The 24,102-nt window shown below is 40.9% G+C and carries 25 protein-coding genes and 1 other RNA gene; 7 read left to right on the forward strand and 19 right to left on the reverse strand.

Annotated features, from left to right (window positions below; genetic code table 11):
• Positions 1–10: 10 nt before the first annotated feature.
• The 6 genes from pfkA to dnaE all read right to left on the reverse strand — a co-directional run bounded on the left by pfkA (position 11) and on the right by dnaE (position 8,657).
• Positions 11–970 (reverse strand): 6-phosphofructokinase, encoded by a 960-nt coding sequence (pfkA, locus tag ACZ5AE_RS22905; RefSeq protein ID WP_464566830.1) that lies wholly within the window; start codon positions 968–970, stop codon positions 11–13.
• A 301-nt stretch (positions 971–1,271) separates the two neighbouring features.
• Entirely contained in the window at positions 1,272–2,249 is a 978-nt protein-coding gene (gene accA / locus ACZ5AE_RS22910; RefSeq protein ID WP_464566831.1) for an acetyl-CoA carboxylase carboxyl transferase subunit alpha, read from the reverse strand.
• Positions 2,234–3,121 carry an acetyl-CoA carboxylase, carboxyltransferase subunit beta gene (gene accD / locus ACZ5AE_RS22915; protein ID WP_464566832.1) on the reverse strand — a complete coding sequence of 296 codons (888 nt, stop codon included), beginning with the start codon at positions 3,119–3,121 and terminating at the stop codon, positions 2,234–2,236. The genes accA and accD overlap by 16 nt, the downstream gene beginning before the upstream one ends.
• A 191-nt stretch (positions 3,122–3,312) precedes the next feature.
• Positions 3,313–3,927, reverse strand: coding sequence for a FadR/GntR family transcriptional regulator (locus ACZ5AE_RS22920; RefSeq protein WP_464566833.1), 615 nt, complete (start codon positions 3,925–3,927; stop codon positions 3,313–3,315).
• A gap of 8 nt (positions 3,928–3,935) precedes the next feature.
• The gene (gene ystJ / locus ACZ5AE_RS22925; RefSeq protein ID WP_213144622.1) at positions 3,936–5,174 is read right to left on the reverse strand and encodes an NADP-dependent malic enzyme; all 1,239 of its coding nucleotides are present in this window, start codon (positions 5,172–5,174) and stop codon (positions 3,936–3,938) included.
• 114 nt (positions 5,175–5,288) lie between these two features.
• Positions 5,289–8,657: a DNA polymerase III subunit alpha gene (gene dnaE, locus ACZ5AE_RS22930; RefSeq protein ID WP_464566834.1), complete on the reverse strand. Its 3,369-nt coding sequence runs from the start codon at positions 8,655–8,657 to the stop codon at positions 5,289–5,291.
• A gap of 160 nt (positions 8,658–8,817) precedes the next feature.
• Here dnaE and ytrH point away from each other — a divergent pair, with 160 nt between their 5' ends.
• Together ytrH and ytrI are read left to right on the forward strand one after the other, a co-directional pair.
• Complete coding sequence (gene ytrH / locus ACZ5AE_RS22935; protein WP_464566835.1) at positions 8,818–9,156, forward strand: sporulation membrane protein YtrH; 339 nt, start codon at positions 8,818–8,820, stop codon at positions 9,154–9,156.
• Positions 9,153–9,656, forward strand: coding sequence for a sporulation membrane protein YtrI (gene ytrI / locus ACZ5AE_RS22940; protein ID WP_213119916.1), 504 nt, complete (start codon positions 9,153–9,155; stop codon positions 9,654–9,656). Before ytrH ends, ytrI begins: the two co-directional genes overlap by 4 nt.
• A gap of 143 nt (positions 9,657–9,799) precedes the next feature.
• Here the strand turns inward: ytrI and ACZ5AE_RS22945 are convergent, their stop codons facing one another.
• Positions 9,800–10,732 carry a DHH family phosphoesterase gene (locus ACZ5AE_RS22945; protein WP_464566836.1) on the reverse strand — a complete coding sequence of 311 codons (933 nt, stop codon included), beginning with the start codon at positions 10,730–10,732 and terminating at the stop codon, positions 9,800–9,802.
• A gap of 98 nt (positions 10,733–10,830) precedes the next feature.
• Between ACZ5AE_RS22945 and ACZ5AE_RS22950 the strand changes: the two genes are divergently transcribed.
• A complete protein-coding gene (locus ACZ5AE_RS22950) occupies positions 10,831–11,139 on the forward strand; it encodes a YtpI family protein (protein ID WP_464566837.1) in 309 nt (102 codons plus the stop codon).
• A 52-nt stretch (positions 11,140–11,191) separates the two neighbouring features.
• On the opposite strand, the gene ACZ5AE_RS22955 is transcribed toward ACZ5AE_RS22950, so the two are convergent.
• From ACZ5AE_RS22955 to ACZ5AE_RS22965, 3 genes are all read right to left on the reverse strand, one after another.
• Positions 11,192–12,508, reverse strand: coding sequence for a DRTGG domain-containing protein (locus ACZ5AE_RS22955; RefSeq protein WP_464566838.1), 1,317 nt, complete (start codon positions 12,506–12,508; stop codon positions 11,192–11,194).
• Between the two features lie 318 nt (positions 12,509–12,826).
• Positions 12,827–13,063 carry a hypothetical protein gene (locus tag ACZ5AE_RS22960; protein WP_464566839.1) on the reverse strand — a complete coding sequence of 79 codons (237 nt, stop codon included), beginning with the start codon at positions 13,061–13,063 and terminating at the stop codon, positions 12,827–12,829.
• A 62-nt stretch (positions 13,064–13,125) separates the two neighbouring features.
• Positions 13,126–13,806: a metal-dependent hydrolase gene (locus tag ACZ5AE_RS22965; protein ID WP_464566840.1), complete on the reverse strand. Its 681-nt coding sequence runs from the start codon at positions 13,804–13,806 to the stop codon at positions 13,126–13,128.
• Between the two features lie 175 nt (positions 13,807–13,981).
• Between ACZ5AE_RS22965 and ACZ5AE_RS22970 the strand changes: the two genes are divergently transcribed.
• Both ACZ5AE_RS22970 and ssrS read left to right on the forward strand, forming a co-directional pair.
• A complete protein-coding gene (locus ACZ5AE_RS22970; RefSeq protein WP_464566841.1) occupies positions 13,982–15,079 on the forward strand; it encodes a M24 family metallopeptidase in 1,098 nt (365 codons plus the stop codon).
• Between the two features lie 55 nt (positions 15,080–15,134).
• Positions 15,135–15,331: non-coding RNA, 6S RNA (ssrS, locus tag ACZ5AE_RS22975), on the forward strand.
• Positions 15,332–15,431: 100 nt separating this feature from the next.
• On the opposite strand, the gene ald is transcribed toward ssrS, so the two are convergent.
• Together ald and ACZ5AE_RS22985 are read right to left on the reverse strand one after the other, a co-directional pair.
• On the reverse strand, positions 15,432–16,550 hold the full coding sequence (gene ald, locus ACZ5AE_RS22980; protein ID WP_464566842.1) for an alanine dehydrogenase: 1,119 nt from the start codon (positions 16,548–16,550) through the stop codon (positions 15,432–15,434).
• Positions 16,551–16,711: 161 nt separating this feature from the next.
• Positions 16,712–16,870: a hypothetical protein gene (locus ACZ5AE_RS22985; protein ID WP_464566843.1), complete on the reverse strand. Its 159-nt coding sequence runs from the start codon at positions 16,868–16,870 to the stop codon at positions 16,712–16,714.
• Positions 16,871–16,973: 103 nt separating this feature from the next.
• On the opposite strand from ACZ5AE_RS22985, the gene ACZ5AE_RS22990 reads away from it, so the two are divergent.
• On the forward strand, positions 16,974–17,426 hold the full coding sequence (locus ACZ5AE_RS22990) for a universal stress protein (RefSeq protein ID WP_464566844.1): 453 nt from the start codon (positions 16,974–16,976) through the stop codon (positions 17,424–17,426).
• Between the two features lie 122 nt (positions 17,427–17,548).
• The gene (locus ACZ5AE_RS22995; protein WP_464566845.1) at positions 17,549–17,863 is read left to right on the forward strand and encodes a hypothetical protein; all 315 of its coding nucleotides are present in this window, start codon (positions 17,549–17,551) and stop codon (positions 17,861–17,863) included.
• 69 nt (positions 17,864–17,932) lie between these two features.
• Here the strand turns inward: ACZ5AE_RS22995 and ACZ5AE_RS23000 are convergent, their stop codons facing one another.
• The 7 genes from ACZ5AE_RS23000 to ACZ5AE_RS23030 all read right to left on the reverse strand — a co-directional run bounded on the left by ACZ5AE_RS23000 (position 17,933) and on the right by ACZ5AE_RS23030 (position 23,909).
• On the reverse strand, positions 17,933–18,445 hold the full coding sequence (locus tag ACZ5AE_RS23000; RefSeq protein WP_464566846.1) for a MogA/MoaB family molybdenum cofactor biosynthesis protein: 513 nt from the start codon (positions 18,443–18,445) through the stop codon (positions 17,933–17,935).
• Positions 18,442–19,284, reverse strand: a complete 843-nt coding sequence (locus ACZ5AE_RS23005) for an EcsC family protein (protein ID WP_464566847.1) — start codon at positions 19,282–19,284, stop codon at positions 18,442–18,444. Before ACZ5AE_RS23005 ends, ACZ5AE_RS23000 begins: the two co-directional genes overlap by 4 nt.
• Positions 19,285–19,392: 108 nt before the next feature.
• Positions 19,393–20,583, reverse strand: coding sequence for an acetate kinase (locus ACZ5AE_RS23010; protein ID WP_464566848.1), 1,191 nt, complete (start codon positions 20,581–20,583; stop codon positions 19,393–19,395).
• 434 nt (positions 20,584–21,017) lie between these two features.
• On the reverse strand, positions 21,018–22,001 hold the full coding sequence (locus ACZ5AE_RS23015; RefSeq protein ID WP_464566849.1) for a class I SAM-dependent methyltransferase: 984 nt from the start codon (positions 21,999–22,001) through the stop codon (positions 21,018–21,020).
• A 210-nt stretch (positions 22,002–22,211) separates the two neighbouring features.
• Positions 22,212–22,712: a thiol peroxidase gene (tpx, locus tag ACZ5AE_RS23020; RefSeq protein ID WP_464573716.1), complete on the reverse strand. Its 501-nt coding sequence runs from the start codon at positions 22,710–22,712 to the stop codon at positions 22,212–22,214.
• Positions 22,713–22,905: 193 nt separating this feature from the next.
• Positions 22,906–23,379: a GerW family sporulation protein gene (gene ytfJ / locus ACZ5AE_RS23025; RefSeq protein ID WP_464566850.1), complete on the reverse strand. Its 474-nt coding sequence runs from the start codon at positions 23,377–23,379 to the stop codon at positions 22,906–22,908.
• Positions 23,380–23,396: 17 nt separating this feature from the next.
• On the reverse strand, positions 23,397–23,909 hold the full coding sequence (locus ACZ5AE_RS23030) for a DUF2953 domain-containing protein (RefSeq protein ID WP_464566851.1): 513 nt from the start codon (positions 23,907–23,909) through the stop codon (positions 23,397–23,399).
• Positions 23,910–24,102: the final 193 nt, after the last annotated feature.

The following is a 24,102-nucleotide window of genomic DNA, read 5'->3' on the forward strand; positions in this document are numbered from 1 at the left end:
CCTCCCTTTATTAAATCGAAAGTTCTTTTGAAAGATTATATAGTTCAAGATCCAATGTATGTTTTTTGGCAAGAGCATCAATAATGTCGTAGTCGACAAGCTTGTTATTCTCCACGCCTACAGCACGGCCGCCTTTGCCCTCAATAAGAAGTTCCACTGCTCTCGCACCCAATCTGCTGGCAAGCACCCGATCTGCCGCAGTTGGCGAGCCTCCCCGTTGAATATGTCCCAATACTGAAACCCTTGTGTCAAGGTTGGTGGCATCTTTTAGCTTCTTAGCAAACTCACCCCCGCTGCATACACCCTCTGCAACCACAATAATACTATGTTTTTTTCCACGCTCTTGACCTTTTCTCAAACGATCAGCGATTTCGTCCATATTGTAATTCTCTTCTGGAATTAGGATCGTTTCCGCTCCGCCGGCAAGCCCTGCCCACAATGCAATATCACCTGCATCTCGCCCCATTACCTCAATAATAAAGGTTCTTTCGTGCGAAGTAGCCGTGTCGCGAATTTTATCTATTGCATCAATGACTGTATTTAATGCCGTATCAAAACCGATTGTCATATCAGTTCCTGGAATGTCATTATCGATCGTACCCGGTACACCAACACAAGGATACCCAAGCTCTGTCAATGCCTTGGCACCACGATATGATCCGTCACCGCCAATGACGACAAGTCCTTCAATACCATGGGCCTTTAACTGTTCAATTCCTTTTTGCTGGCCCACTGTTGTTTTAAATTCCGGGCAACGGGCGGATTGAAGCATTGTTCCTCCGCGATGAATGATATCTCCAACTGAACCGAGCTCAAGCTTTTTTATATTGCCGCAAATTAACCCTGAGTAACCACCGTAGATTCCATAAACCTCAACATTGTGAAAAATGGCTTTTCGGACAACAGCACGAATTGCTGGGTTCATTCCCGGTGAATCCCCGCCGCTTGTCAGCACCCCAATTTTTTTCATGGTAATCACCTCATTAATAGGATAAAGGTACTATGTAAGCCTCTTGAAGGAAGGTTTATAATTGCATTCATTTTCCTTCTTCTATTATTAACATAAAACCCTTGAATATTAATAAAATATCACGAAGGAATAGCCATAACAACTATGTCAATCGCCATTTCTTAATAGACGGAATAGTTCGTTAACTGAAAGCGTTTCATATCATAATGAGAACGGTATCATCGGATTCCCCACCGATTTTCTATGAATTTTTTGTGAATAATTCAACGAAAAAACGTGCCCAAATGAGCACGCATTTTCCTTAATTTACTCCAATGTATTCATTTATCAATCCAAACTCTCCAATTGTTCTAAATCGATTGTATCGATCAGCAATTAATTGGTCAGCAGAAAGCTTCAAAAGCTCCTCCAAGGATTTGATTAGGACATGTTCAATTTCCGAAGCTTGACCTTGCACATTCTTGTGGGCACCGCCCTTAATTTCTGGAACGATATCATCGATAACTCCTAGTTCCTTTAGGTCAGGCGCTGTGATTTTCATAGATTCTGCCGCATTTTTAGCGAAGGCAGCGTCTTTCCATAAAATTGCCGCAGCACCCTCAGGCGAAATGACTGAGTAGGTGGAATTTTCAAGCATGTAAATCCGGTTGCCTACACCAAGTCCAAGAGCGCCGCCGCTTCCACCTTCACCAATGACAATACAGATAACTGGTACTTTCAACCCTGCCATTTCGAAAAGGTTACGGGCAATTGCTTCACTCTGTCCCCGCTCTTCTGCTGCTTTACCAGGGTATGCCCCTTTCGTATCAATAAAACAAATAATTGGACGATTGAATTTATTTGCCTGATTCATCAGCCGTAAAGCCTTTCTGTAGCCCTCAGGATGTGGCATTCCAAAGTTTCTGCGGATATTTTCTTTCGTATCCTTTCCCCGCTGATGACCTATTACGGTTACAGGCAGCCCTTTAAATTTGGCAATTCCGCCAACAATCGCTTCATCATCGCCAAAAGTCCTGTCTCCATGGCATTCAAAGAAATCGTCAAAGAGATAGGAAATGTAATCCAAGGTTGTTGGCCTGTTAGGATGGCGGGCTATTTGCACCCGGTCCCATGGTTTAATATTTTCATATATATCCCGTTCCAACTTTTCCAGCCGAGCCTCTAATTTATTGATTTCAGAGCTCAAATCCACATCAGTGGTATCCGTAAATTCCTTTAGTTCAGCTATTTTTTTCCTCAGTTCATTGATTGGGCGTTCAAATTCTAATTCGCCTGCCATTCGAACACACCCCCTGGCTGATGGATATCAAGTATAGTTGCAATTTTCTCTGCCAATTCTAGTCGGGAAATGATGGCATCAAGCTGCCCATGTTTTAACAAAAACTCTGCTGTTTGAAAGTCTTCTGGCAATTTTTCACGGATTGACTGCTCAATCACCCTGCGTCCTGCAAAACCGATTAATGCACCAGGCTCGGCAAGGTTATAATCACCCAATGATGCAAAGCTAGCAGACACCCCGCCAGTTGTCGGATGGGTCATAATTGAGATGATTAAACCACCATTTTCGCTGAATTTCTTTAAAGCAACACTTGTTTTCGCCATTTGCATTAAACTTAGTGCGCCTTCCTGCATTCTAGCTCCGCCAGATGCTGTAAAAATAATGAATGGGACAGACAATTCATCCGCTTTTTCAATCGCTAAGGTAATTTTTTCGCCGACAACCGATCCCATACTGCCCATACGGAAGGTTGAATCCATAATGGACACAACGACTTTAAGGCCGTTAACTGTACCAACCCCAGTGACAACCGCTTCATTTATATTGGTTTTTTTTCTGTCCTTTTCAACCTTTTCTAGATATTCGGGAAAATTCAAGGGATTCTTTGAAATCATATTTTCGTTGAATTCCTCGAAGCTTCCTTCATCAAGGAAACTTTCAATACGCTCCTTTGAATTCATTGGAAAATGATGTCCGCAATGAAGACAAACCTTTAAGTTTTTAGAAAGCTCTTTTGTATACATGATTTTTTTGCATGAAGGACATTTTGTCATTATTCCTTCAGGAACGTCGCTTTTCGCCGCTTCTGTAGGAATGGTTGCGTATTTCTTCTTTTTTGTCTGGTTTTTGGAAAATAAATCTTTTAGCGCCAAAAATTAAACCTCCTTGTATGGAATTTTGGCTGATGACGTTATTCTATCAGCAGTCTTTCTAACAATTGTCTTTCTCATACATATACCGATAGGCGGCCAGACCACTGAAGGATTTAAAAATGCCCCCTATGAAGGGGCTTGTATAATTTACTATAAAATAAAAAAAGTTCAAAATCTGTTGCTTTCTGTCGTTAGACAGATGACAATTTTCGTATTTGGCCATATGCTAAAAGGACCTTCATTTCGTCTTTATCAGCCATTGCATCTAATAAATTTAGATAGTCTTCACGCTTGTACTCTGCAGGAGAAGAAGATAAGGAATGATAGTAATCCTTTAAGATTTCCCAAATCTTAAAAAAAAGATGGTTGTCTGCGGCTTCAAAAATCTGATAAAAAAATTCATCATCCTGGAATCCTTCTGACTCCGTCACCCATTCTTTCACAGCAGCGATATTCATTCGGTCCATTCTTTTCAGTGCAAGGCGCAGACCGTCCATTTCAATAAAGTTTTTTGTTTCGAAGACATCTTGTTTTGCTTTTTCATCTTGCAAAATAAACGTACTAAGAAGCTGGACCAGCTGATTTCCCCGAAAGTCACGAAGATAAGTGCCCTCGCCTCTTCGTGTTTCAATTAAGCCTAACAGCTCCAAAGCTCTAAGGGCTTCTCTAACGGAAGAGCGCCCGACATTCAGGCGCTCAGACAGTTCACGTTCCGAAGGAATTTTATCTCCCTGCTTTAGTCCATCATCCGTTATCATTTCTCTTAGCTGTTTTAAGATCTCTAGGTACACTTTAGAATTTGTCACGAAAGATATCACTCACTTTTGCCAATTAAAGCGAGCCTTTTTGTTTTTTCCTTTATATCTTCAGGGTCTACTTTTATTCGTGCTACCCCTGTTTCCATGGCAGCTTTTGCTACTGCAGCAGCAACATTTGGAGCAACCCGCGGATCAAATGGTCCCGGAATGACATAATCTGCATTGATTTCCTCTTCTTTGATCAAACCGGCAATGGCTTCAACAGCAGCAATTTTCATTTTTTCATTAATATGGGTAGCACGCACATCAAGTGCTCCACGGAAAATTCCAGGGAATGCAAGAACGTTGTTTACCTGATTTGGAAAATCAGAACGTCCTGTTCCCACCACTTTTGCCCCTGCTTCTTTGGCTTCATCAGGCATAATTTCCGGTACCGGATTTGCCATTGCAAAAATAATCGGATCAGTATTCATGGATGCAACCATTTCTTTCGTTAACGAACCCGCTGCGGAAACACCAATGAATACATCGGCCCCCTTAATTACATCCTTGAGGCTTCCTGCCAAGCTGTCGCGGTTCGTATACTTAGCCACTTCAGCCTTCACATTGTTCATGCCTTCCGGACGACCTTCGTATATCGCACCTTTAGTGTCACACATGATGATATCTCTTACACCATAGCTAAATAATAATTTTATAATAGCAATCCCCGCTGCTCCTGCACCATTAGCAACGACTTTAATTTCCGTCATTTTCTTGCCTGTCAGCTTTAAAGCATTAACAAGTCCTGCAACGGTTACAATAGCTGTTCCATGCTGATCATCATGGAACACTGGAATATTCGCTTCCTTCTTTAATCTTTCCTCAATCACAAAGCAATTTGGGGCGGCAATATCTTCAAGATTTACCCCGCCAAAGGTAGGTTCTAAAAGCTTAACAGTCTCAACAATTTTGTCTACATCGGTAGTGTTTAAACAAATTGGAAAGGCATCAACGCCGGCAAAGCTCTTAAACAAGACCGCTTTACCCTCCATAACCGGCAGCGCCGCTTCAGGGCCAATATTGCCAAGTCCAAGTACGGCTGTTCCGTCAGAAACAACTGCAACCATGTTCCCTTTCATTGTATAGTCGTAGACAGTTTCCGGTTTTTCATAAATATCCTTACAAGGTTCGGCTACACCTGGAGAATAGGCTAAGCTCAAATCCTGTGCATTTCTTACTGGCACCTTCGATTTCGACTCTAATTTTCCTTTATTAATTCGATGCATATGTAATGCTTCTTCTCTTAAAGTCAAGACTGTCACCCCGCAAATGAATAAAAAATAAAATAAATTCCCCATCATAACATTGGTGGTCAGACCACACATGTCTCCTTACCACTATAACATATCTTCCAAAGTTGTAAAGATTTAATCTTTCAGGACTACATTTTGACCACCCAATAAATCCTTTAAGGATTGGATGATTTCTGGACGGGGGTTAATTTTCATCTCCGCGCCTAACCTAACTGTTTTCTTAGTTGTGTCATAATGGAGAACTACCCCCGCTCGACCCTTATTGCTGCTTAGAAGCTTGTTTAATTCTTGGAGAGTCCCTTCATTTTCCTTGTCTTGGGTGATTTTTAAATATAGCACAGGCTGATTGTCTGCATGCGCATTCAGCCATTTCTCGATTTCTGTAACTTGTTGAATAATCAATTGCCGCTTTCCATCACGTTCTTCGACTTTCCCTTCCAGCAGGGCAAAGCATCCTTCCTCTAGGTATTGGGAAAATTTTCGGTATGCATCAGGAAAAACGACAGCCTCCATTTCACCGGTTGGATCGCTTATAGTTAAAAAGGCCATTGATTCCCCTTTTTTCGTCCGGATTGATTTTTTTGTTGTAATGTAGACTCCAACTGCCGCCACCTTCCTGCCATGGCTATTTAATTGAAATAAAGCTTGAGCACCAGCTCGTCTAAGCCTTTTTTCATATATGGAGATCGGGTGATCAGAAAGATATAAACCCAGCGCCTCTTTTTCAAAGGAGAGCTTTATTTGTTGGGTCATTTCATCAACTTTCACATATTTCGGTTTCGGAATCAGTTCATCCTCGAACATATCAATTTGATTTGTGTCATCCGTTTTAAATATTTGCGCATGCTCTATCGCAACATCCAGACTGGCCAAAAGGACGGCCCGGTCCTCCCCGAATTCATCAAAACTACCGGAATGGACAAGATATTCAAGTGTTTTGCGATTGATTGCCTTTCCCGATACCCTGATACAAAAATCAAATAAATCGCTAAACTTCTTTCGTTTTCTCGCTTGAAAAATTTCCTTCAAAGCAGCCGCCCCGACCCCGCGGATGGCACCCAGACTATAGCGAATTTTCCCTTTCTCCACTTGAAATAAATAAGTGCTCAAATTAATGGAAGGAGACAGGATATCAATTTCTTTTTGTTTTGCTTCTAGAACATACTGGCCGATTTTCGCCTCATTTCCGATGGCGGATGTAAGCAGGCCAGCCATAAAGTGAACCGGATAATTGGCTTTTAAAAAGGCAAGCTGATAGGCAATTAAGCTATAAGCCACCGCATGGCTGCGATTAAAACCATAATTGGCGAATCGGACAATCAAATCATATATTTCATTCGCCAAAGCTTCGCTGTATCCCTTCTTCAGCGCCCCTTGGACAAAATGCTGACGCTCTTTATCCAATACTTCTTTTTGTTTCTTCCCAACCGCTCTTCTTAACAGATCTGCTTCACCAAGGGAAAATCCTGCCATGATAGACGCAATCTGCATAATTTGTTCTTGATAGACAATGACCCCGTACGTATTTTCAAGGATGGACTGAAGGTCGGGATGTGGATAATCAATTTTCTGTCGTCCATGCTTCCTGTCAATAAAAAGCGGGATATTTTCCATCGGACCTGGTCTGTACAAAGCGTTGACAGCGACTATATCCTCAAAATGGGTCGGCTTCAGGCGTAGTAACACCTTCCTCATCCCCTCTGATTCAAACTGAAAAATACCTGTTGTTTCGCCTTGAGCTAAAAGATTGAAGGTTTTCGCATCATCAAGCGGAATAGTGCCAATATCCAATCTCCTTCCCGTGTGGCGATAGATAGAAGACAGGATCGTTTCAATTAACGATAAATTTCTAAGCCCCAAGAAGTCCATTTTGAGCAGGCCCAGTTCCTCTAAGTATTCCATAGAAAACTGTGTTAAAAAAATCTCACCTGATCCTTGCTGAATCGGAATTAAGTCGATTAACGGCTTCTCACTGATGACAACACCTGCTGCGTGCGTTGAGGTGTGACGGGGCAGGCCTTCCAATTTCAGTGCTGTATCAAACAATCGGCTATTTAAAGGCGTCTCCTGGATGAACTTCCGTAAACCTTCCGACTCCTTATAGGCATCCTTTAAGGTTAGACCCGGGCGAGAAGGAATAAGCCTTGACATATAATCCAACTCTTTTGTATTTAGTCCGAACACCCTGCCTACATCCCTTAAGGCCGCTTTCGCGGCAAGGGTACCGAATGTAGCAATTTGCGCAACATGCAGGTCTCCATACTTTCGTGCCACATATTCAATAACTTCATCCCGGCGATGGTCGGGAAAATCGATATCAATATCAGGCATGGAAATCCGTTCGGGGTTTAGAAATCTCTCAAATAACAGATGATGTTCAATCGGGTCAACTTCGGTTATGTATAACACATAGGCGACCAGGGACCCAGCGGCAGATCCCCTGCCCGGTCCCGTTAAAATCCCCTTTTCCCGTGCATATCTCATAAAATCCCAAACAATTAAAAAATAATTGCTGAACTGCATCCGCTTAATTACATTCAATTCATAGGCCAGGCGTTCCAAGTACTCTGTGGATGGTTCCTCCGAAATTCTTTCCTTTAAACCTTTTTGACAAAGTTTTTCCAGATATTCTTCAGCAAGCATGCCGTTTTCCGTCGGAAAGGATGGCAGGTACGTTTTGTCTAAATTAATATTTATATTACAACGTTCAGCAATCCTAAGCGTATTTTCCAGTGCCTCCGGGACATCTGCAAAATACTCGGCCATTTCAGCGGAACTTTTTAAATAGAATTGGTCACTGCCCAGCTGCTGATGATGGTCGTCCTGCAATTTGTCACCATTCTTAATGGCTAACAGGCATTCATGAGCAAACATATCTTCTTTTTCCAAATAATAGACTTGATTGGTGGCTGCGAGCGGGATATTCAATTCTTTTGAAAGCCGGAGGAGCGGTTCCTTAAGTGTTTTGTCCTGTTCAAGGTGATGGTCTTGAAGGGCAAGATAAAAATTGCCGCTGCCAAAAACACCAGAAAGTTCAAGAGCAATATCTTTGGCCAAAGTCACTTCGTTTGTTAATAAAGCTTGCTCAATCTCCCCTTCTATGCCTGGTGTAATGGCAATGAGCCCCTTAGAATAAGCCTTAAGCCATTTGTGAGGAAGTCCATTTTCAGCCTTTGTTTGCACAGCACTGGATATTTTTAATAGATTCTTATAGCCTGTATCATCTTCCGCTAACAAGACAAGTGGATATGTTTCTCCTTCCGTCCGTTCACTTTCGATATCCACTGTCAGTCCAATAATCGGTTTTATTTGCTGCTTTTTACAAAGCTTATAAAATTCAATCGTTCCGTACATTACATTCCGATCGGTTAATGCCAGCGTCCGAAATCCTTTGTTTCGGGCATTCTCCACTAAATCGGGTACAGACGCCGTGCTGGTCAATAAACTATACGCACTATATACATGAAGGTGAATAAAAGACATCCCGTCGCACCTCTCATTCTACTTTTATCTTACTTCCATTATAAAACTTGATACGAAAAAAAGAAAATATGTTCTATTTTTTACTGTCAACACATAATAAATTGCACTTGTCCATATAAATGTATAAAGATCATTTGGCTAGACAAAGGCGGTTGAAGGAATGAAAGAACTTGGTTTTTTTCCAGCTTTTATTGAAAGCTATTTTATTGCCTTAGGCGTTGTGCTGGGGGGGGCGCTTATTGGGGGGATCGCCTCCTTTATAACTGGACAGCCCCCATTAACAACAGTTTACCGGTTATCATCCGCCCTAAGAATTTGGGCCATTGTTGCGGCGATAGGAGGAACTTTTGATACAGTTTATACATTTGAACGCGGTTTTTTAAACGCCGATACGAAGGACCTGTTTAAACAATTTCTATTAATTCTTTCGGCCCTGGGCGGTGCCCAGACAGGTGCACTGATTATTAACTGGCTTACCCAGGAGCATATTTCGTCATGAGAATTCCACCTTATTACCGCAGACCTTCGTGGCAGCGTTTTATTTCCGGAATGGCCGTCGGCGGTGCCATCAGCTGGTGCATATTTTTATATATTTATGGAGTCTTTCAAGAGGACAATGCAAAACTAATCAGAAAGCAGCAGAAGGATATAGCGGAGTTAAAAGACGACGTTAAAATTTGGCAGCAAGATTACGCCGAATTGAACAATAAAAATTTAGGAAAAATCACGATTGAAAAAATAAATATCCGAATAACCAACTGGGAGAAATACAAACTAGATCAATTCAGTGTTTTTCAAACAGAAGAAGCAGTCAGAGATGATATCAAAATAGTGCTTGCCAAAGATTTAGAAACTGTTGCCAAGAGCAAAGACATGTTAAAAAAAATCATCGAAAACAAACCATATGAATTAAACGAAAAGCGCTATCGGCTTAAGGTAAAGGAAATGGTTATTTATACTACACTGACCATACAGTTAGAAATGGAGTTTGCTGAATGAAAACTCGTGATTGGCGAGTCCGGATAGGACGAAGACAGAGACGCAGTTGAATTTATGCGTTAGGAAATAATAAATTTGTGAAAATATATAATTTCTATTAGCTGAATAAAGAAACGGCCGCTGTCAGGCCGTTTCTTTGTGTCTTATTTACAAACCGCATGTAATTCTCTAAGTACATTCTCTACTTCATCCCAAGAATAGATGGAGGCACCTGCCGCTAACGGATGTCCTCCTCCATTAAACTTCCTGGCGACTACATTGATGACCGGTCCCTTTGAACGCAGCCGCACCCTGATCTGGTCGCTTTCCTCAATGAAGAAGACCCACGCTTTAATCCCTTTTACATCCCCTAAGGTACTGACTAATAATGACGCTTCTGCAGGTCTTGCATGGTATTCCTCAAGCAGTTCTTTTGTCAGTCTGACTGCTGCGACGCCGTTTTCTTGCATTTCAAAATTCTGCAATATGTACCCATTTAACTTAATAATATTTGGTTCAAGCTCGTACATTCTATCAAACAACTCTGTACGCGAGAAATTATAGTGGATTAACTCTCCTGCATAAGCAAATGTTTTGTCCGTTGTACTTGGAAATAGAAATCTTCCGGTATCCCCGACAATGCCGCCGAATAACAGCCTTGCTGCTTCATCATTTATTTTAAGCCCTTTTTCTTTTCCATCTAAATAAAATTCATAAATCATTTCGCTGCAAGAGCTTGCAGCCGTATCGACCCACAGTAAATCGCCATAAGGATCTTCATTTGGGTGATGATCGATTTTAATCAGCATATCCCCCTTAGTATAGCGCTTATCATCAATCCTTTCTTGATTGGCCGTATCGCAGACCACCACCAGTGCGCCCTCATAAACTTCATCAGAGATTTCATCCAACCTTCTCATAAAGTTAAGAGTCGGCTCCTCCTGCCCTACCGCATAAATATTCTTTTCCGGAAAAGACGCTTTTAAGATAGCTGCTAATCCGCCCTGCGAACCATAAGCATCCGGATCAGGACGAACGTGGCGATGAATAATAATCGTTTCATATTGTTTGATTGTTTCCAGTATTTTCTCTTTCATATATTCTCCTTTTCAACCATCCTTTTATAAACATTGTAGCATTTTCTCTCAAATACAGGTAAAATATTAGGTGATTTTTAAAATTGGAGGAACATTAGATGCTAGGTTTGGTTTTTCTTATCGTTATTTTATTTGCTTTTTATTTATTTTATAAAACAAAATACATCAGGAGCAACCGTCCTGTTGAAAAGAAATGGCTTTCCGCTAAATCCAATATTGCCCTCGGACTTTTTGTCCTTATGTTTGGGATTAATACCATCTATGTTTCGACCTCAACTGCGGCTTATATCGTTGCAGCCATATTCATTATATACGGAGTCTTATTCAGCTGGGCAGGATTCAAAAAATATAAGCATTACCATCGGTTTGCTATTGAAGAAGCAGAACTGCTTGAGGCAGAAAAGTAATATAATTATAGCCGCTCCCTGAAATACGAAGGAAGCGGCTTTTTTTGTCATGTTATCTGTCAATCAATTGGCACATCATCATTGCTTTTCCAACCAGAATGCCTTCGTTAAATACTTCCACGTCAACCTTTCCAAACTTTCGACCTACTTCAAGTACTTTTGGGTAGATTTCCAATGTACTTTCCATTTGGACCGGTTTAATAAAGTAAATTGTCATATTTTCGACGACAAGATCGCCTTTTTTATAGCTTCTCAGCACTCGGTTAGCGGCATCGGAGACGATGGTCGTAAATACACCATAGGACATGGTACCAAGGTGATTTGTCATTTGCGGGGTCACTTCACAGGTAAAAGCATCATCCCCTTTATCTTTCCCCTGTAAAATTCCAATTTGATTGGTGACAATATCATCAAGGGTTTCCCCCACCTGTGGCTGCCGTTGGTTCATTTGCAGTGCTTTCAGAACATCCTGCCTGCTGATCAGCCCGTCTAAGTGATTGGTGTCGTCAGTAACAGGAAGTACCTCAATTCCTTCCCAGACCATCATATGCGCCGTTGAAGCAATACTTGTTTTACCGTTTACAGTCATAGGCTGCTTTGTCATTATTTTATCAATCGTTATATCCATATCCTGCCCCAAAACATCTTTGCTTGTTACCATCCCCTGAATTCTTAAATTTTGGTCAACAACAGGGTAGCGACTATGTGTTGTCTGCTGGTTTAATTCATGCCACCTTGAAACCTTATCGGTTGTTTTTAAATAATAGGTCTCCGATAAAGGTGTTAAAATATCTTCTACTAAAATAATTTCTTTTTTTATTAATTGGTCGTAAATCGCCCGATTTATCATCGCAGCAACCGTAAAAGTGTCGTAGCTTGAAGAGATAACCGGAAGCTCAAGTTCGTCTGCTAATCGCTTTACTTGCTCTTCCGTGTCAAATCCTCCGGTAACAAGTACAGCTGCTCCAGCTCTCAACGCGAGCTCATGGGCCTGTGTCCGGTTTCCGACGATTAACAGATTTCCTGCCTCAGTGTAGCGCATCATGGCTTCCAATTTCATAGCCCCGATCACAAATTTATTGAGCGTTTTATGCAGTCCCGTTCTTCCGCCCAATACTTGACCATCGACAATGTTGACCACTTCGGCAAAGGTAAGCTTTTCAATGTTTTCTTTCTTCTTCCGTTCAATGCGAATCGTGCCGACCCGTTCTATAGTACTGACGTAGCCTTTATTCTCGGCTTCTTTAATAGCACGATAGGCTGTGCCTTCGCTGACATTCATTGCTTTGGCTATCTGCCTGACTGAGATTTTCTCCCCAATCGGAAGACCATCAATATATTCTAAAATTTGTTCATGCTTTGTCGCCAAGACCTTCACCCTTTATAATCAAATTCCAATATAATTTAACAGTAACGGTTAATGTATCTAGTTTTCATTATAAAGATTAAAAAGTCTTGATTCAATGCGGTTTGCAAATAAAGCGGAAGCGCCTTGACCAGGGGCGGTCCAGGGAGACTTATCGATTGGCAAGCGAGAGCGAAGCCAGAGATTAGTCTCCCTTAATGCTTACAGATAAGCGTCAGCTTTCTGCTAGCCAGGCACAAGACGAGCCTTCTTGACGGATTGACTTGTGACCCCAAGCCCCTAGGCGCTGGAGCTGGGAATCTCACAAAGAAATCCCGCGTCTTAATGAAAAGAGCGGGATTTCTTCTTTAATTGCCCCATTTGCTGCTTTGAGATTTGCTTTTTGGGTGTATAAAGTAGTGCCGTTAGATTTCCGGAAATGACCATTAGAGCAAACCCTAGCCAAGCGATTGAAAAAATCCCTTGCGTTCCCTCAGCAGTAACCGAAAGCCTAGGGACTGCAAAATACAGCATAAGTGCTGCAAGCAAAATACATAGTAAATATCTATTTTTTTTCATCTTCCTTCCTCCTTAACAGACTGCTTGTTTCATTTTTATGCTATAAGGAGGAAAAAAAGTAGTTAAATTTCGATTGCTTCACCCGGGTTTAACACTTTGCCGTTTTTCTCTTCAAGTAAGTCAATAAATCGATTAGGATCCTGCTTGATTGGCGGGAATGTATTGAAGTGAATTGGGACCACTGTTTTTGCCTGCAGCAGCTTAGCAGCATAGGCAGCATCCTCTGGCCCCATCGTAAAATTATCACCAATTGGCAAGAAGGCCACATCAATTGGATGACGTTCGCCAATCAATTTCATATCAGAGAATAAACCAGTATCGCCAGCGTGATAGATCGTTTTGCCTTCATTGCTGAACAAAACGCCAGTCGGCATGCCGCAATAAATGATTTCATTGTTGCCCGTTGCGTAGCCTGAACCATGAAAGGCCTGGGTCAGTTTAACTGTTCCAAAATCAAAATGATACGCTCCGCCGATATTCATTCCATGTGTTTCAACGCCCTGCCAGCTAAGATATGTAGTCAGGTCGGCATTAGCAACAACAAGTGACCCGCATCTTTTGGCGATAGCCACAGTATCACCGACATGGTCGTTATGCCCATGCGTTAAAATAATCACATCTGCATGGACTTCCTCGGCCTTTAAATCTGTTAAGCTATTTCCTGTAATAAACGGATCAATTAAAATCGTCTTTCCATTCGTGTTAATTTGGACAACAGAATGGCCGTGATAAGAAATTTTCATTTCTATTACCCCTTTCAAATACTATATTAACTACTTCCATAAAAGTTTAGGAATTCCTTCCACAATATACCCATATCTTTTCTGATTTAGCACATCATAAGTTCAGATTGTTTACAATTAATTTTTCAATTGTTACTCTCAAATAGGAAATGATTTTTTCAAGGGGGAACTATTAATGAATCAACGAATTGAAAAACTGCAAAGCTGGATGAAGGAAAATGATATTCAAGTAAGCTTTGTTACTTCGTCGGAAAATGTATTTTACTTAAGCGGCTACTATACAGACCCGCATGAACGATTGCTTGCTCTTGCTGTCTTTCAAGAAGAAGAGCCGTTTATGGTTTGTCCGGAAATGGAGATTTACAATGCAAAAAATGCCGGCTGGCAGCATGAAATCATTGCCTTCAACGACATTGTAAATCCCTGGGATATGATTGTACATGCGATTAAGAAGCGCGGAATTACTGTTTGTAAAGCAGCAATTGAAAAAGAACACATGAATGTGGAACGCTATGAACAGCTAACGGAATTATTCCCAAATGCAGCGTTTATTTCTGCTGAAGAAAAATTAAGACTACTCCGCATGATTAAGGATGCAAAAGAATTAAAAGCGATTGAAGAGGCGTGTGCCCTTGCAGATTACGCAGTTCGGTTTGGCGCCAGTGAAATTAAAGAAGGGAAAACCGAGCTTGATATACTTAACGCCCTTGAATATGCACTAAAACAAAAAGGTGTAAAAGAAATGTCATTTTCAACTATGGTATTAACTGGTGCGAATGCCGCCTCTCCACACGGCAATCCAGGCATGACCAAAATTAAGAAAGGCGATTTCGTCTTATTTGATTTAGGTGTTGTCGTCGACCGCTATTGTTCTGATATTACAAGAACAGTTGCATACGGTGATATAAATGATAAGCAAAAAGAAATTTATGATACAGTCTTAAAAGCTCAGTTAGCAGCATTGGATGCGAGCAAGCCTGGTGTAACTGCAGCCGATGTTGATTTGACTGCAAGAAGAATTATTGCAGATGCCGGCTATGGCGAATACTTTCCGCATCGGCTGGGACATGGTCTGGGAATCAGTATCCATGAATATCCATCGATGACAGAAACAAACCAGCTAGTTCTCCAGGAAGGAATGGTTTACACCATTGAACCAGGTATTTATGTGCCTGGTGTTGCAGGCGTACGCATTGAAGATGATGTGTATATTACAGCTGATGGAGCAAGAGCATTAACAAAATTCCCGAAAGAGTTACAAATAATAAAATAATCCATTTGGAATTTTTTAACATTGAACTGTAGATTGATTTGATGTAACATACAAATACAAGCTGCGTTGTACGTAACAATAATAAAGTTTTAACCTTTAAGCTGTTATAGGGAGTTTAAACATCGAAGCTGGAATGACAAGCCTCTGTCTATATGACGTGGAGGACACGCAGAAAGGCTTCTGAAAACACCCACTTTGAGGAGTGGTGGTTTAAAACTTTCTTATATGAGGTACGGCAAATGCGGCTCTTTTAATTTGGGTCTTTCTCACCAGCTTCCATATGAAGCTGGTTTTTATTTTTTCAATACAAAAGGGAGAACGCGCTATAGCGGCCTCCCTTTTTTCATGTTCCTTACTGACCAAGCAATCCTTTTGCTTCTCTATATTCCAGTCCTTGAGCCTCGGCTACCGCCTTATAAGTTACATAGCCGTCTAGTGTATTTATTCCTTTTATAAGTGCTTCATTTTCTAAACTGGCCTGTCGGTAGCCTTTATTGGCAATCTGAACGGCATAAGGAACGGTTACATTGGTTAAAGCAATGGTCGAAGTTCTTGGAACAGCTCCCGGCATATTGGCAACAGCATAATGGACAACACCATGTTTAATATAGGTCGGATTATCGTGGGTAGTTATTTTGTCGGTTGTTTCAAAAATCCCGCCTTGATCGATCGCGATGTCCACCACGACACTCCCTGGTTTCATTGTCTTAATTATTTCTTCCGTTACCAGTCTCGGGGCTCTCGCACCGGGGATTAATACTGCCCCAATTACTAAATCCGATTCCTTCACTGCTTCAGCAATATTATAAGGATTTGACATTAACGTTGTGACTTCTGAGCCAAATATATCATCTAATTGGCGAAGGCGGTCTGGATTCAAATCAATGATTGTCACTTTTGCTCCCAAGCCAATCGCCATTTTGGCTGCATTTGTCCCCGCTACACCGCCGCCAATAATTGTCACCGTTCCTCTTTGTACACCAGGTACACCGGAAAGCAGGATTCCCTTGCCTCCATAAACCTTTTCCAAAAATTGCGCACCAACTTGGGCCGCCATTCTTCCTGCAACCTCACTCATTGGTGTCAATAATGGAAGGCTTCCGTTTGGCAGCTGGACTGTTTCATACGCAATACCAACCACTTTGTTTTCGATTAAAGTCCTTGTTAACTCGGGTTCAGGTGCCAGATGCAAATATGTAAATAGGATCAGACCTTCCCGAAAATATTTATATTCACTTGGAATCGGCTCTTTCACCTTCATAACCATATCCATTGACCAAGCTTCGTCGTCAGTGTCCGTTAATTTAGCCCCAGCCTCCAAGTAATCGTCATCGGTGAATCCTGACCCCATTCCAGCTCCTTTTTCAATATAAACCTCATGGCCATGGTTCAACAAATTGCTTACTCCTGCTGGAGTCATAGCCACACGATTTTCATTGTTTTTCACTTCTTTAGGTACTCCAATACGCATTTTTCATACCTCCAAATCTATTTGCCTATTTTTTAGAATTTACTAAAGAATATGCGAATGCGAAGATAAATTCTTGGGTAAAAGTCCTTCCAAGAAGAATTTCATAGTCATATGTACTAATGAAAAGAGGCTGTTCATTGAACAGCCCCTCCGCCATTTTCCTATTCCTCAATTGCTGAAAAATCATCATTTGTCGCTAATGCTGTTCCTTCGCCAATAAAGCCGCTGTTATAAGAATTCATAATTTGTTCACTTACTTCAATCGCACCATTTTCATCAAACTCAAATGAATATTGCTTTTTCGGATCAAATTTAGTCATTTACCCCACCCCTTTATAAGTAAGTTACTTCATTATTGTTCGAAAAATTGCAACAGTTATTCGTTGTTAAATATTGTATAATCAAGGTGAGGAGATGATAATCATGGGACTTAAATATCAGCATATTTTAGTCGCGATAGACGGGTCGAAGGAAGCTGATTGGGCTTTTAAAAAGGGAATTGAAATTGCAAAAAGGAACAATTCCAGCCTTCTATTAGTTCATGTCATTGATACTAGATCATTTGCCTTAATTGAAGCCTATGATACGGTTGTTGGGGAAAGAGCAGAAAAACTAGCCGAGGATATGCTTGAATACTACAAAAAACAGGCAGAGGATGCCGGTCTCTCCAACGTTGAGTATGAAATTGATTTCGGTTCACCAAAAGTAAGAATTCCTAGGGATTTGGCTAAGAAGCATGATGTAGATTTAATTATTTGCGGTGCAACTGGAATGAATATGGTGGAAAGATTCTTTATTGGGAGCGTTTCTGAACATATAACCCGTTACGCACCATGTGATGTTCTCATCGTCCGTACTTCAAAAGATATAGAATAAAGACTACTGCACGTGCACGAAGCTACTTTGGCTTCGTGCTTTATTTTGAACTTTTTTGCGTGAATGCACCATAGACTTGTAGTAAAATAAAATTAACCTATAATTGATTTTTGGAGGCTTCTATGAAAGAGGACTTTACATTCGACTCACGTCTTGGCATTTATATACCTGATTTACGAGCGGATTGGGATCAGTACAGCAAAGCAAATCAAGAAGCTATTCTCTATCATTGGGAACGGATTCGAGGTTCGATTCCTGACCGAATCGCGGACCTGGAACAGGTAATTAATCATAAACAAGCCGAGCTTTCAGACGAAAATGATTTCCCCCGTTCTTGTCAATTAAACACAGAAATTTCCGAACTGGCTTCCATCATCAATGATTTATGGCTTTGGTACCGGGCAGACCAAAGAGTTTCAGGAAAAGTTCATCAATAAACAGTAAGGGCCGTAACCATACTGCTTCGTAGTATTAAAGCAGTGCTGGATAATGGCCCCTTATCATTTCTATAAATCTTTTTTAATTTCTTTTACGACATGGCCGATTTCGGGCAGGATCAGTTTATTCATAGCGAGTTTTACAGCGCCGGAGGAGCCTGGTGTTGAGAAAACAGCTTTATTTTTAATAACGCCTGCAACTGCCCTTGAAAGTATGGCAGCAGAACCAATATCCTCTTGATAGCTCAGGATGCGAAAGATTTCACCGAATCCGGTCATTTCCTTTTCCAACAGACTTTGAACGGTTTCAATTGTTACATCCCGTTTGGCAATACCTGTTCCGCCATTTGTCAGAATCACATCAATATCACTACGCTCACAGCCTTTTAGTATTTCCTCCTGAATGGGCAGAACCTCATCCTTCACAATACAGTAGTCAACAACCTTGTGCCCTGCTTCTTCTAGCAAATCAATCATTAATCTGCCGCTTTTATCCGTCTCTTTGTCCCGTGAATCACTGACTGTAATCACTTTGAAATTCACTTGAACCTGGGCAGATTTTCTATGTTCTTGAATACTCATTCGAAAAACTCCTCTTTATCTTTTAAATAACGAAGCTGATAATATTTCTGAGCCAATTCCGTCACCTTTCTTGTCAGTTGATAATTGGTGCCCGCTCCAATTGCCATACTGATCAGCGGAACCCCTTGAACAAGTTTTTTTCTGAATAATGTAATAATCACCGCTTTAAACAGCTGCTGAAGTGGCTGCTCAAGCCATGTGATATCTGTCATCTCTTCTGATCCTTCATAAAAATAAGGATTATCGTTCTGCTCCAATTCGCTTATTAAAGAGGACCAGCCATCTTTTTTCATTCTTGGCGGCAGCGTTGCTGTATGAAATACCTTTAACGAAGTCATCAATTCATAGGGAGTGTTGACTTCAAAACCATAGGACATGGCAATTAATTGAACGACTCTTAAATTAATTACTATAATGGCTGGAATATCCGTCCCAAGCAAAAGTTTCCCGCCAGTTCCTGCCAAACCACCCTGGATAAAGGAATAAAGACGATGCTTTGCAATTTGCTGTTCAGCTATGTATTGCAATTGATCAAAATCCAATTGCCTTAGGTCTTCTATTTTTTCCGCATCCTTGTTAAAAATCCTCGCGGTGGTAATGATTCTATCCTTTGCATCCATTTGAAGCTGAGAACCTTGGATCATGCCGTGCAAATGAAACAGCCAGCTGTCTAGACCTGAAAAAAACTGCCTTTGAAGATTCTCTGGCAACATGGAGAAGGTCCGTTCCAAATATTTTTCATAGGTTAGTTGAAAGTCGTTTGCTTCATAGCTTAATAAGTTTCTTTCCCATTGCCGGATTTCGGCTAACTTTTTTCTTTCCTGGTCTGTTAATGGCATGCTTCCATCCCACCCTTTGAAAACCTTTTTTTTCAGTATATCATATAAAAATTCAATCATAAAAAGGCAAAAGCCGTATTATTTTAGCCTTTGCCTTTTTATCAACTATTAAATTGCTGCTAAGCGCTGAACATCCCGAGCAATCATAACTTCTTCGTTGGTTGGGATGACTAACACTTTAACCGGTGAATGCGGGTAATTAATAAACGCTTCTTTGCCTCTTACTTTGTTAAGGGCAGGGTCCCAGTAAACTCCCATAAACTCCAAACCTTTTAAAACATTTTCACGAATCACATCGCTGTTTTCTCCGATACCCGCTGTAAAAATTATCGCATCTACACCGTACATACGTGCCGCATAGGAACCTAGGTATTTATGAATTCGATTTGAAAACACGTTCAAAGCAAGCTTTGCCCGCTCATTTCCTTGCTTTGCTTCGATTTCTATATCGCGAAGGTCACTTGAAAAACCGGACACAGCCAGCATGCCGCTTTTTTTATTTAGCACATCCAAGACTTCCTCAGCTGTTTTTCCTGTTTTCTCCATAATATATGGAATAAGGGCAGGGTCAATATTTCCTGAGCGGGTCCCCATCGTAACCCCAGCGAGCGGGGTAAAGCCCATGGAAGTATCAATAGACTTACCTCCTTGAATGGCCGTAATACTTGCCCCGTTCCCCAAGTGGCAGGAAATTAACCGCAGCTGTTCAATCGGGCGGCCTAATAATTCAGCAGCCCTGTGTGAAACATATTTATGGCTGGTTCCGTGGAACCCGTACTTACGGATGCCATATTTTTTGTAGTATTCATATGGCAGACTATAAAGGTAGGAGCTCGCAGGCATTGTCTGGTGAAATGCCGTATCAAACACCGCTACTGAAGGAACATTCGGAAGCGCCTGTTTGAATGCCTTAATTCCGGTCACATTCGCCGGATTATGTAATGGGGCAAGCTCCGATAATACTTCTATTTTATTTAATACCTCGTCCGTAATGATAACAGAATCGTTAAATTCTTCTCCGCCATGGACGACGCGGTGGCCAATTCCCTCAATTTCGTTTAAGGATTGGATAATACCAAGTGATGTCAATTTATCTAACAGCATTTTAACTGCGACTTCATGGTTAGGAATATCGAGAGTCTCTTGAATTTTTTCACCATTAGCGGTGATATTGAAAATGGAATCATTCAATCCGATTCGCTCAATTAACCCTTTTATAATGACTTCCTCTTCCGGCATTTTAAATAATTGAAATTTTAAAGAGGAACTACCTGCATTAATTGCGATTATTTTTGCCATTTGCAAAACGCTCCTTTTGTAAACCCATCTATAGACATATACCACTTTTATTTTGTGCAAACCGTTCTTGTTTATCTCCCTCAATTTCACATTTAAACACTGAAGAACAGACATTTCAAGGTCAATTTCAAGTGGCAGCGTTTTCAGCAAATAATAATTAAATTCCCATTTTTCATAAAACATTATTAATATATATAAGGCTTTTAACAAGTCTGTTGATTGTAGCGGAGGGCACTCGACTCCTGCGGGAAATAGAGGTCACTAAAAGACCCCGCAGGCGCCAAAAGCGCCGAGGAGGCTTAAGGACCTCCCCGCGGAAATCAACAGGCCAGTTAGCATGGAAAACAATAAAAGTTTGGTCATTTAGGTTGGGACAAAATAAAAAATTGCCGAGAAAAGTACCCTTTCTCGACAATCTGAGGTGACTTTTAACATCACCTTTTGTTTTCCTGGAACCATTTTTCGATATTCGTTAATATTTTATCCATTCCCTGACGATTGGATAGACTTGGTAGGTTGACAAGCAACGCCTGTTTTGGCGGCTTTACATCCTCACCCTTTTTCTGCACAATCAAGATACTTTTTGCCGTATTTTTATCACGGAACATGCTGTTTGGCAGATGCATTAGCCCTTGAATGATTACCTCTTCCTTTAAAAATTCATGGAGTTGTCCAGCTTGCGGGCTCTCAAAAAGCCCATTAGGGATGAGGAAGAATAAATAGCCCCCCGGTTTCGTATGGCCGACGCTTTGCTCAATAAACAAATGATGCGAATAGGAATGACCCTCTTTCGCTTTTAGTTGGTAATCTGCCGCTCGAATATCATTTGGATAATAACCAATCGGCAAATCCGCCACTACTGCATCCACTGATTCAATAAATAATGGTTCAAGGCTGTCCTGATTAAAGAACTGGACCGGATATTCTTGTAAATTTGAATTAACATAGGCAAGCTTTATTAAAAGATCATCAATCTCTACCCCAACAGCCGCAATTTCTTTATGAACATGGTTTAGTATCGTCATTAATAAATTCCCAGTACCAACTGCAGGGTCAAGCAAACGGAAGGATGGTTTCTTAATAAAACGCTCAACCAAATACGCAATGAGCATCCCTACGGAATCAGGAGTCATTTGATGGTTGGGCTGAACATTTTCTTTCATGCCTTTTAGAATAACCAGCTGAAATGCCTTACGAATATCCTCATTTGAGTATTTCTCCAAATCTATCTCTTCATATTGCTTTTTCAGCCTCTTTAGCGTTAATTCACTTAGTTCTTCCTGAAGGATAGACGCTTGAAACAGATTCTCGCCGGTCTCCGCTAAAGCTTCCAAAAAAGAACAATCTAATTCTTCCTGTAATACTAAAGCTGTTTCATTAAACATTGTAAACAATTTTTCAGTTGAAGAAATATTCATATTACACCTCAGTATAAAAAGGCCCCGCCGCGGCGGAGGCCTTCATTTAATTATTGTCCAGCTCCAGCGCCTAGGGGATCGCAGGTCACAGCCAATCCGTCAAGAAAGCTCGTCTTATGCCTGTCGCCCCTGTGCACTAAGGGTTGCTCCTTCGAATAATCCTCGCAGGAGCAAGTTGTGCTTGTTCCGAAGCCGCTTCCGCTTTTCTTATTACTTCGCGCTTTTTGCTGCTTCTAGAGCTGCTTCGTAATTTGGATGATTGGTAGCTTCGCTTACATACTCAACATATGTTACAGTATCGCTTGAATCTACCACAAATACAGCACGAGCTAATAATCTTAAACCTTCGATTGCTACTCCGTAAGCTTTTCCAAAAGAAAGGTCGCGGTGGTCAGATAGAGTTTGGACATTTTCGATGCCAGCTGCTGCACACCAGCGTTTTTGAGCAAATGGAAGATCCACACTTACCGTTAAGATTTTAACATTACCTAAGCTATTTGCTTCTTCATTAAACCGACGTGTTTCTGCATCACAAACACCAGTATCCAATGATGGAACGGAAGTGATTAAACGAACCTGCCCCTTGGTGCTGTCTAAAGTAACTTCTGATAAGTCATTGGCAAGTACTGTGAAATTAGGAGCTTTGTCTCCTACTTTTACCTCATTGCCTAATAGATTAACCGGATTTCCCTTAAATGTAACATTTGCCATCTTTACATCCTCCTTTGTCAGTTCAAGTAAATCAGGCATTTGAACCTGCTCACTTGGTATATGTACAGAGTAAATATATCCTTTCAATACAATTTTTGCAATTATTAAGACTTTTAGAAAGACCACATTTTAGAGCCTCCATCATGAAAAAAGTTAACCTCCCTAAAGCGGTTTGGAAGATTAACCTTTCAACTTATATATCAAAATCATGTTTTGCCTGGTTGTTTTGATATTGCGGGCTGCTCTGCTGTTTTGCCTCATCTTTTTTTGCGAACATCTGCTGAATCTTGTCCACCGCCTGCGGGGCAAGCTCAAGAATTTTCTCATATAAGTGTGTGCTTTCATCTAAATGAAGCATTTTAACCCCTTGTGAATTGACAATTAGAAAGGCAATTGGAGTAATCGATACACCTGCACCACTACCGCCGCCAAATGGAAGCTTTGGCCCGCCCTGACTTTGGCCCCCTTGACCACCTTGTCCTTGTGATGTATCCATTTTGAACTCGCTGCCTCCCGCTGCAAATCCAAAACCTACCCTGGAAACAGTTAGGATGACACTTCCATCTGGAGTTTCCACTGGATCTCCGATGATGGTGTTCACATCAATCATTTCCTTTAAGCTTTCCATCGCTGTCGTCATTAAACCTTGAATTGGATGATCAGACATAGCAGTCTCCTCCTCTTTCAAATTGATTTGGTTCTATCATTTGAAAAATTAGATTTGTTTTTGAAAGGCGGTTTTCCCCCCTTCCAAAATTTAATCAGTTTTAATCCTGCCAAAATAGCATACCCGATTCGAAACTGAAAAATACATTGAAAATAAGTTTGGACTACGCTTCCTTGAAACTGGGGAGTTATGCTTAATTTTGGTGTTGTTTTTAGTTGTAGATATTGACTGAGAACCCCGATAACTGCCCCTTTCATTGTCCAAAGGGCTCCCGTTAAAATAGCTGTATGTGCTGCATCACCTATACCAATCATAGTCTGCCATTCAAATTCTTTAATACTTATTTTTTGTAAAAATCTCCTGATGATAATTTGAAGTCCCTTTACTTTTGTTAAAAGCTCCTGGGTACGTTTCCAGTAGGACTTCACGTCTTTATCTGTAATTTGAGTCACTTTCGGTTCCGAACTTTCGGACTTTGCTGTTTCGGTGCTGCTTTTAACAACTATGCTCGGGGAATCTTCATCTACCATGATTAATGGGATGCTTTTCTTATACTTAATAAGTCCAAACCAGATCCTAAACTCTAGCTTTAAATCATCGTTATCATTGTGATGGAAATAAGTCAGCTGAATTGTCAGTTTAGTGAAAAGGATGAGAATAAATAAGAGCAAAAGAATTATCAGGGATGCCAACAGCCAGATCAACGATTTCACAACCTTTCAA

This window comes from Neobacillus sp. S1227 (assembly GCF_055385255.1).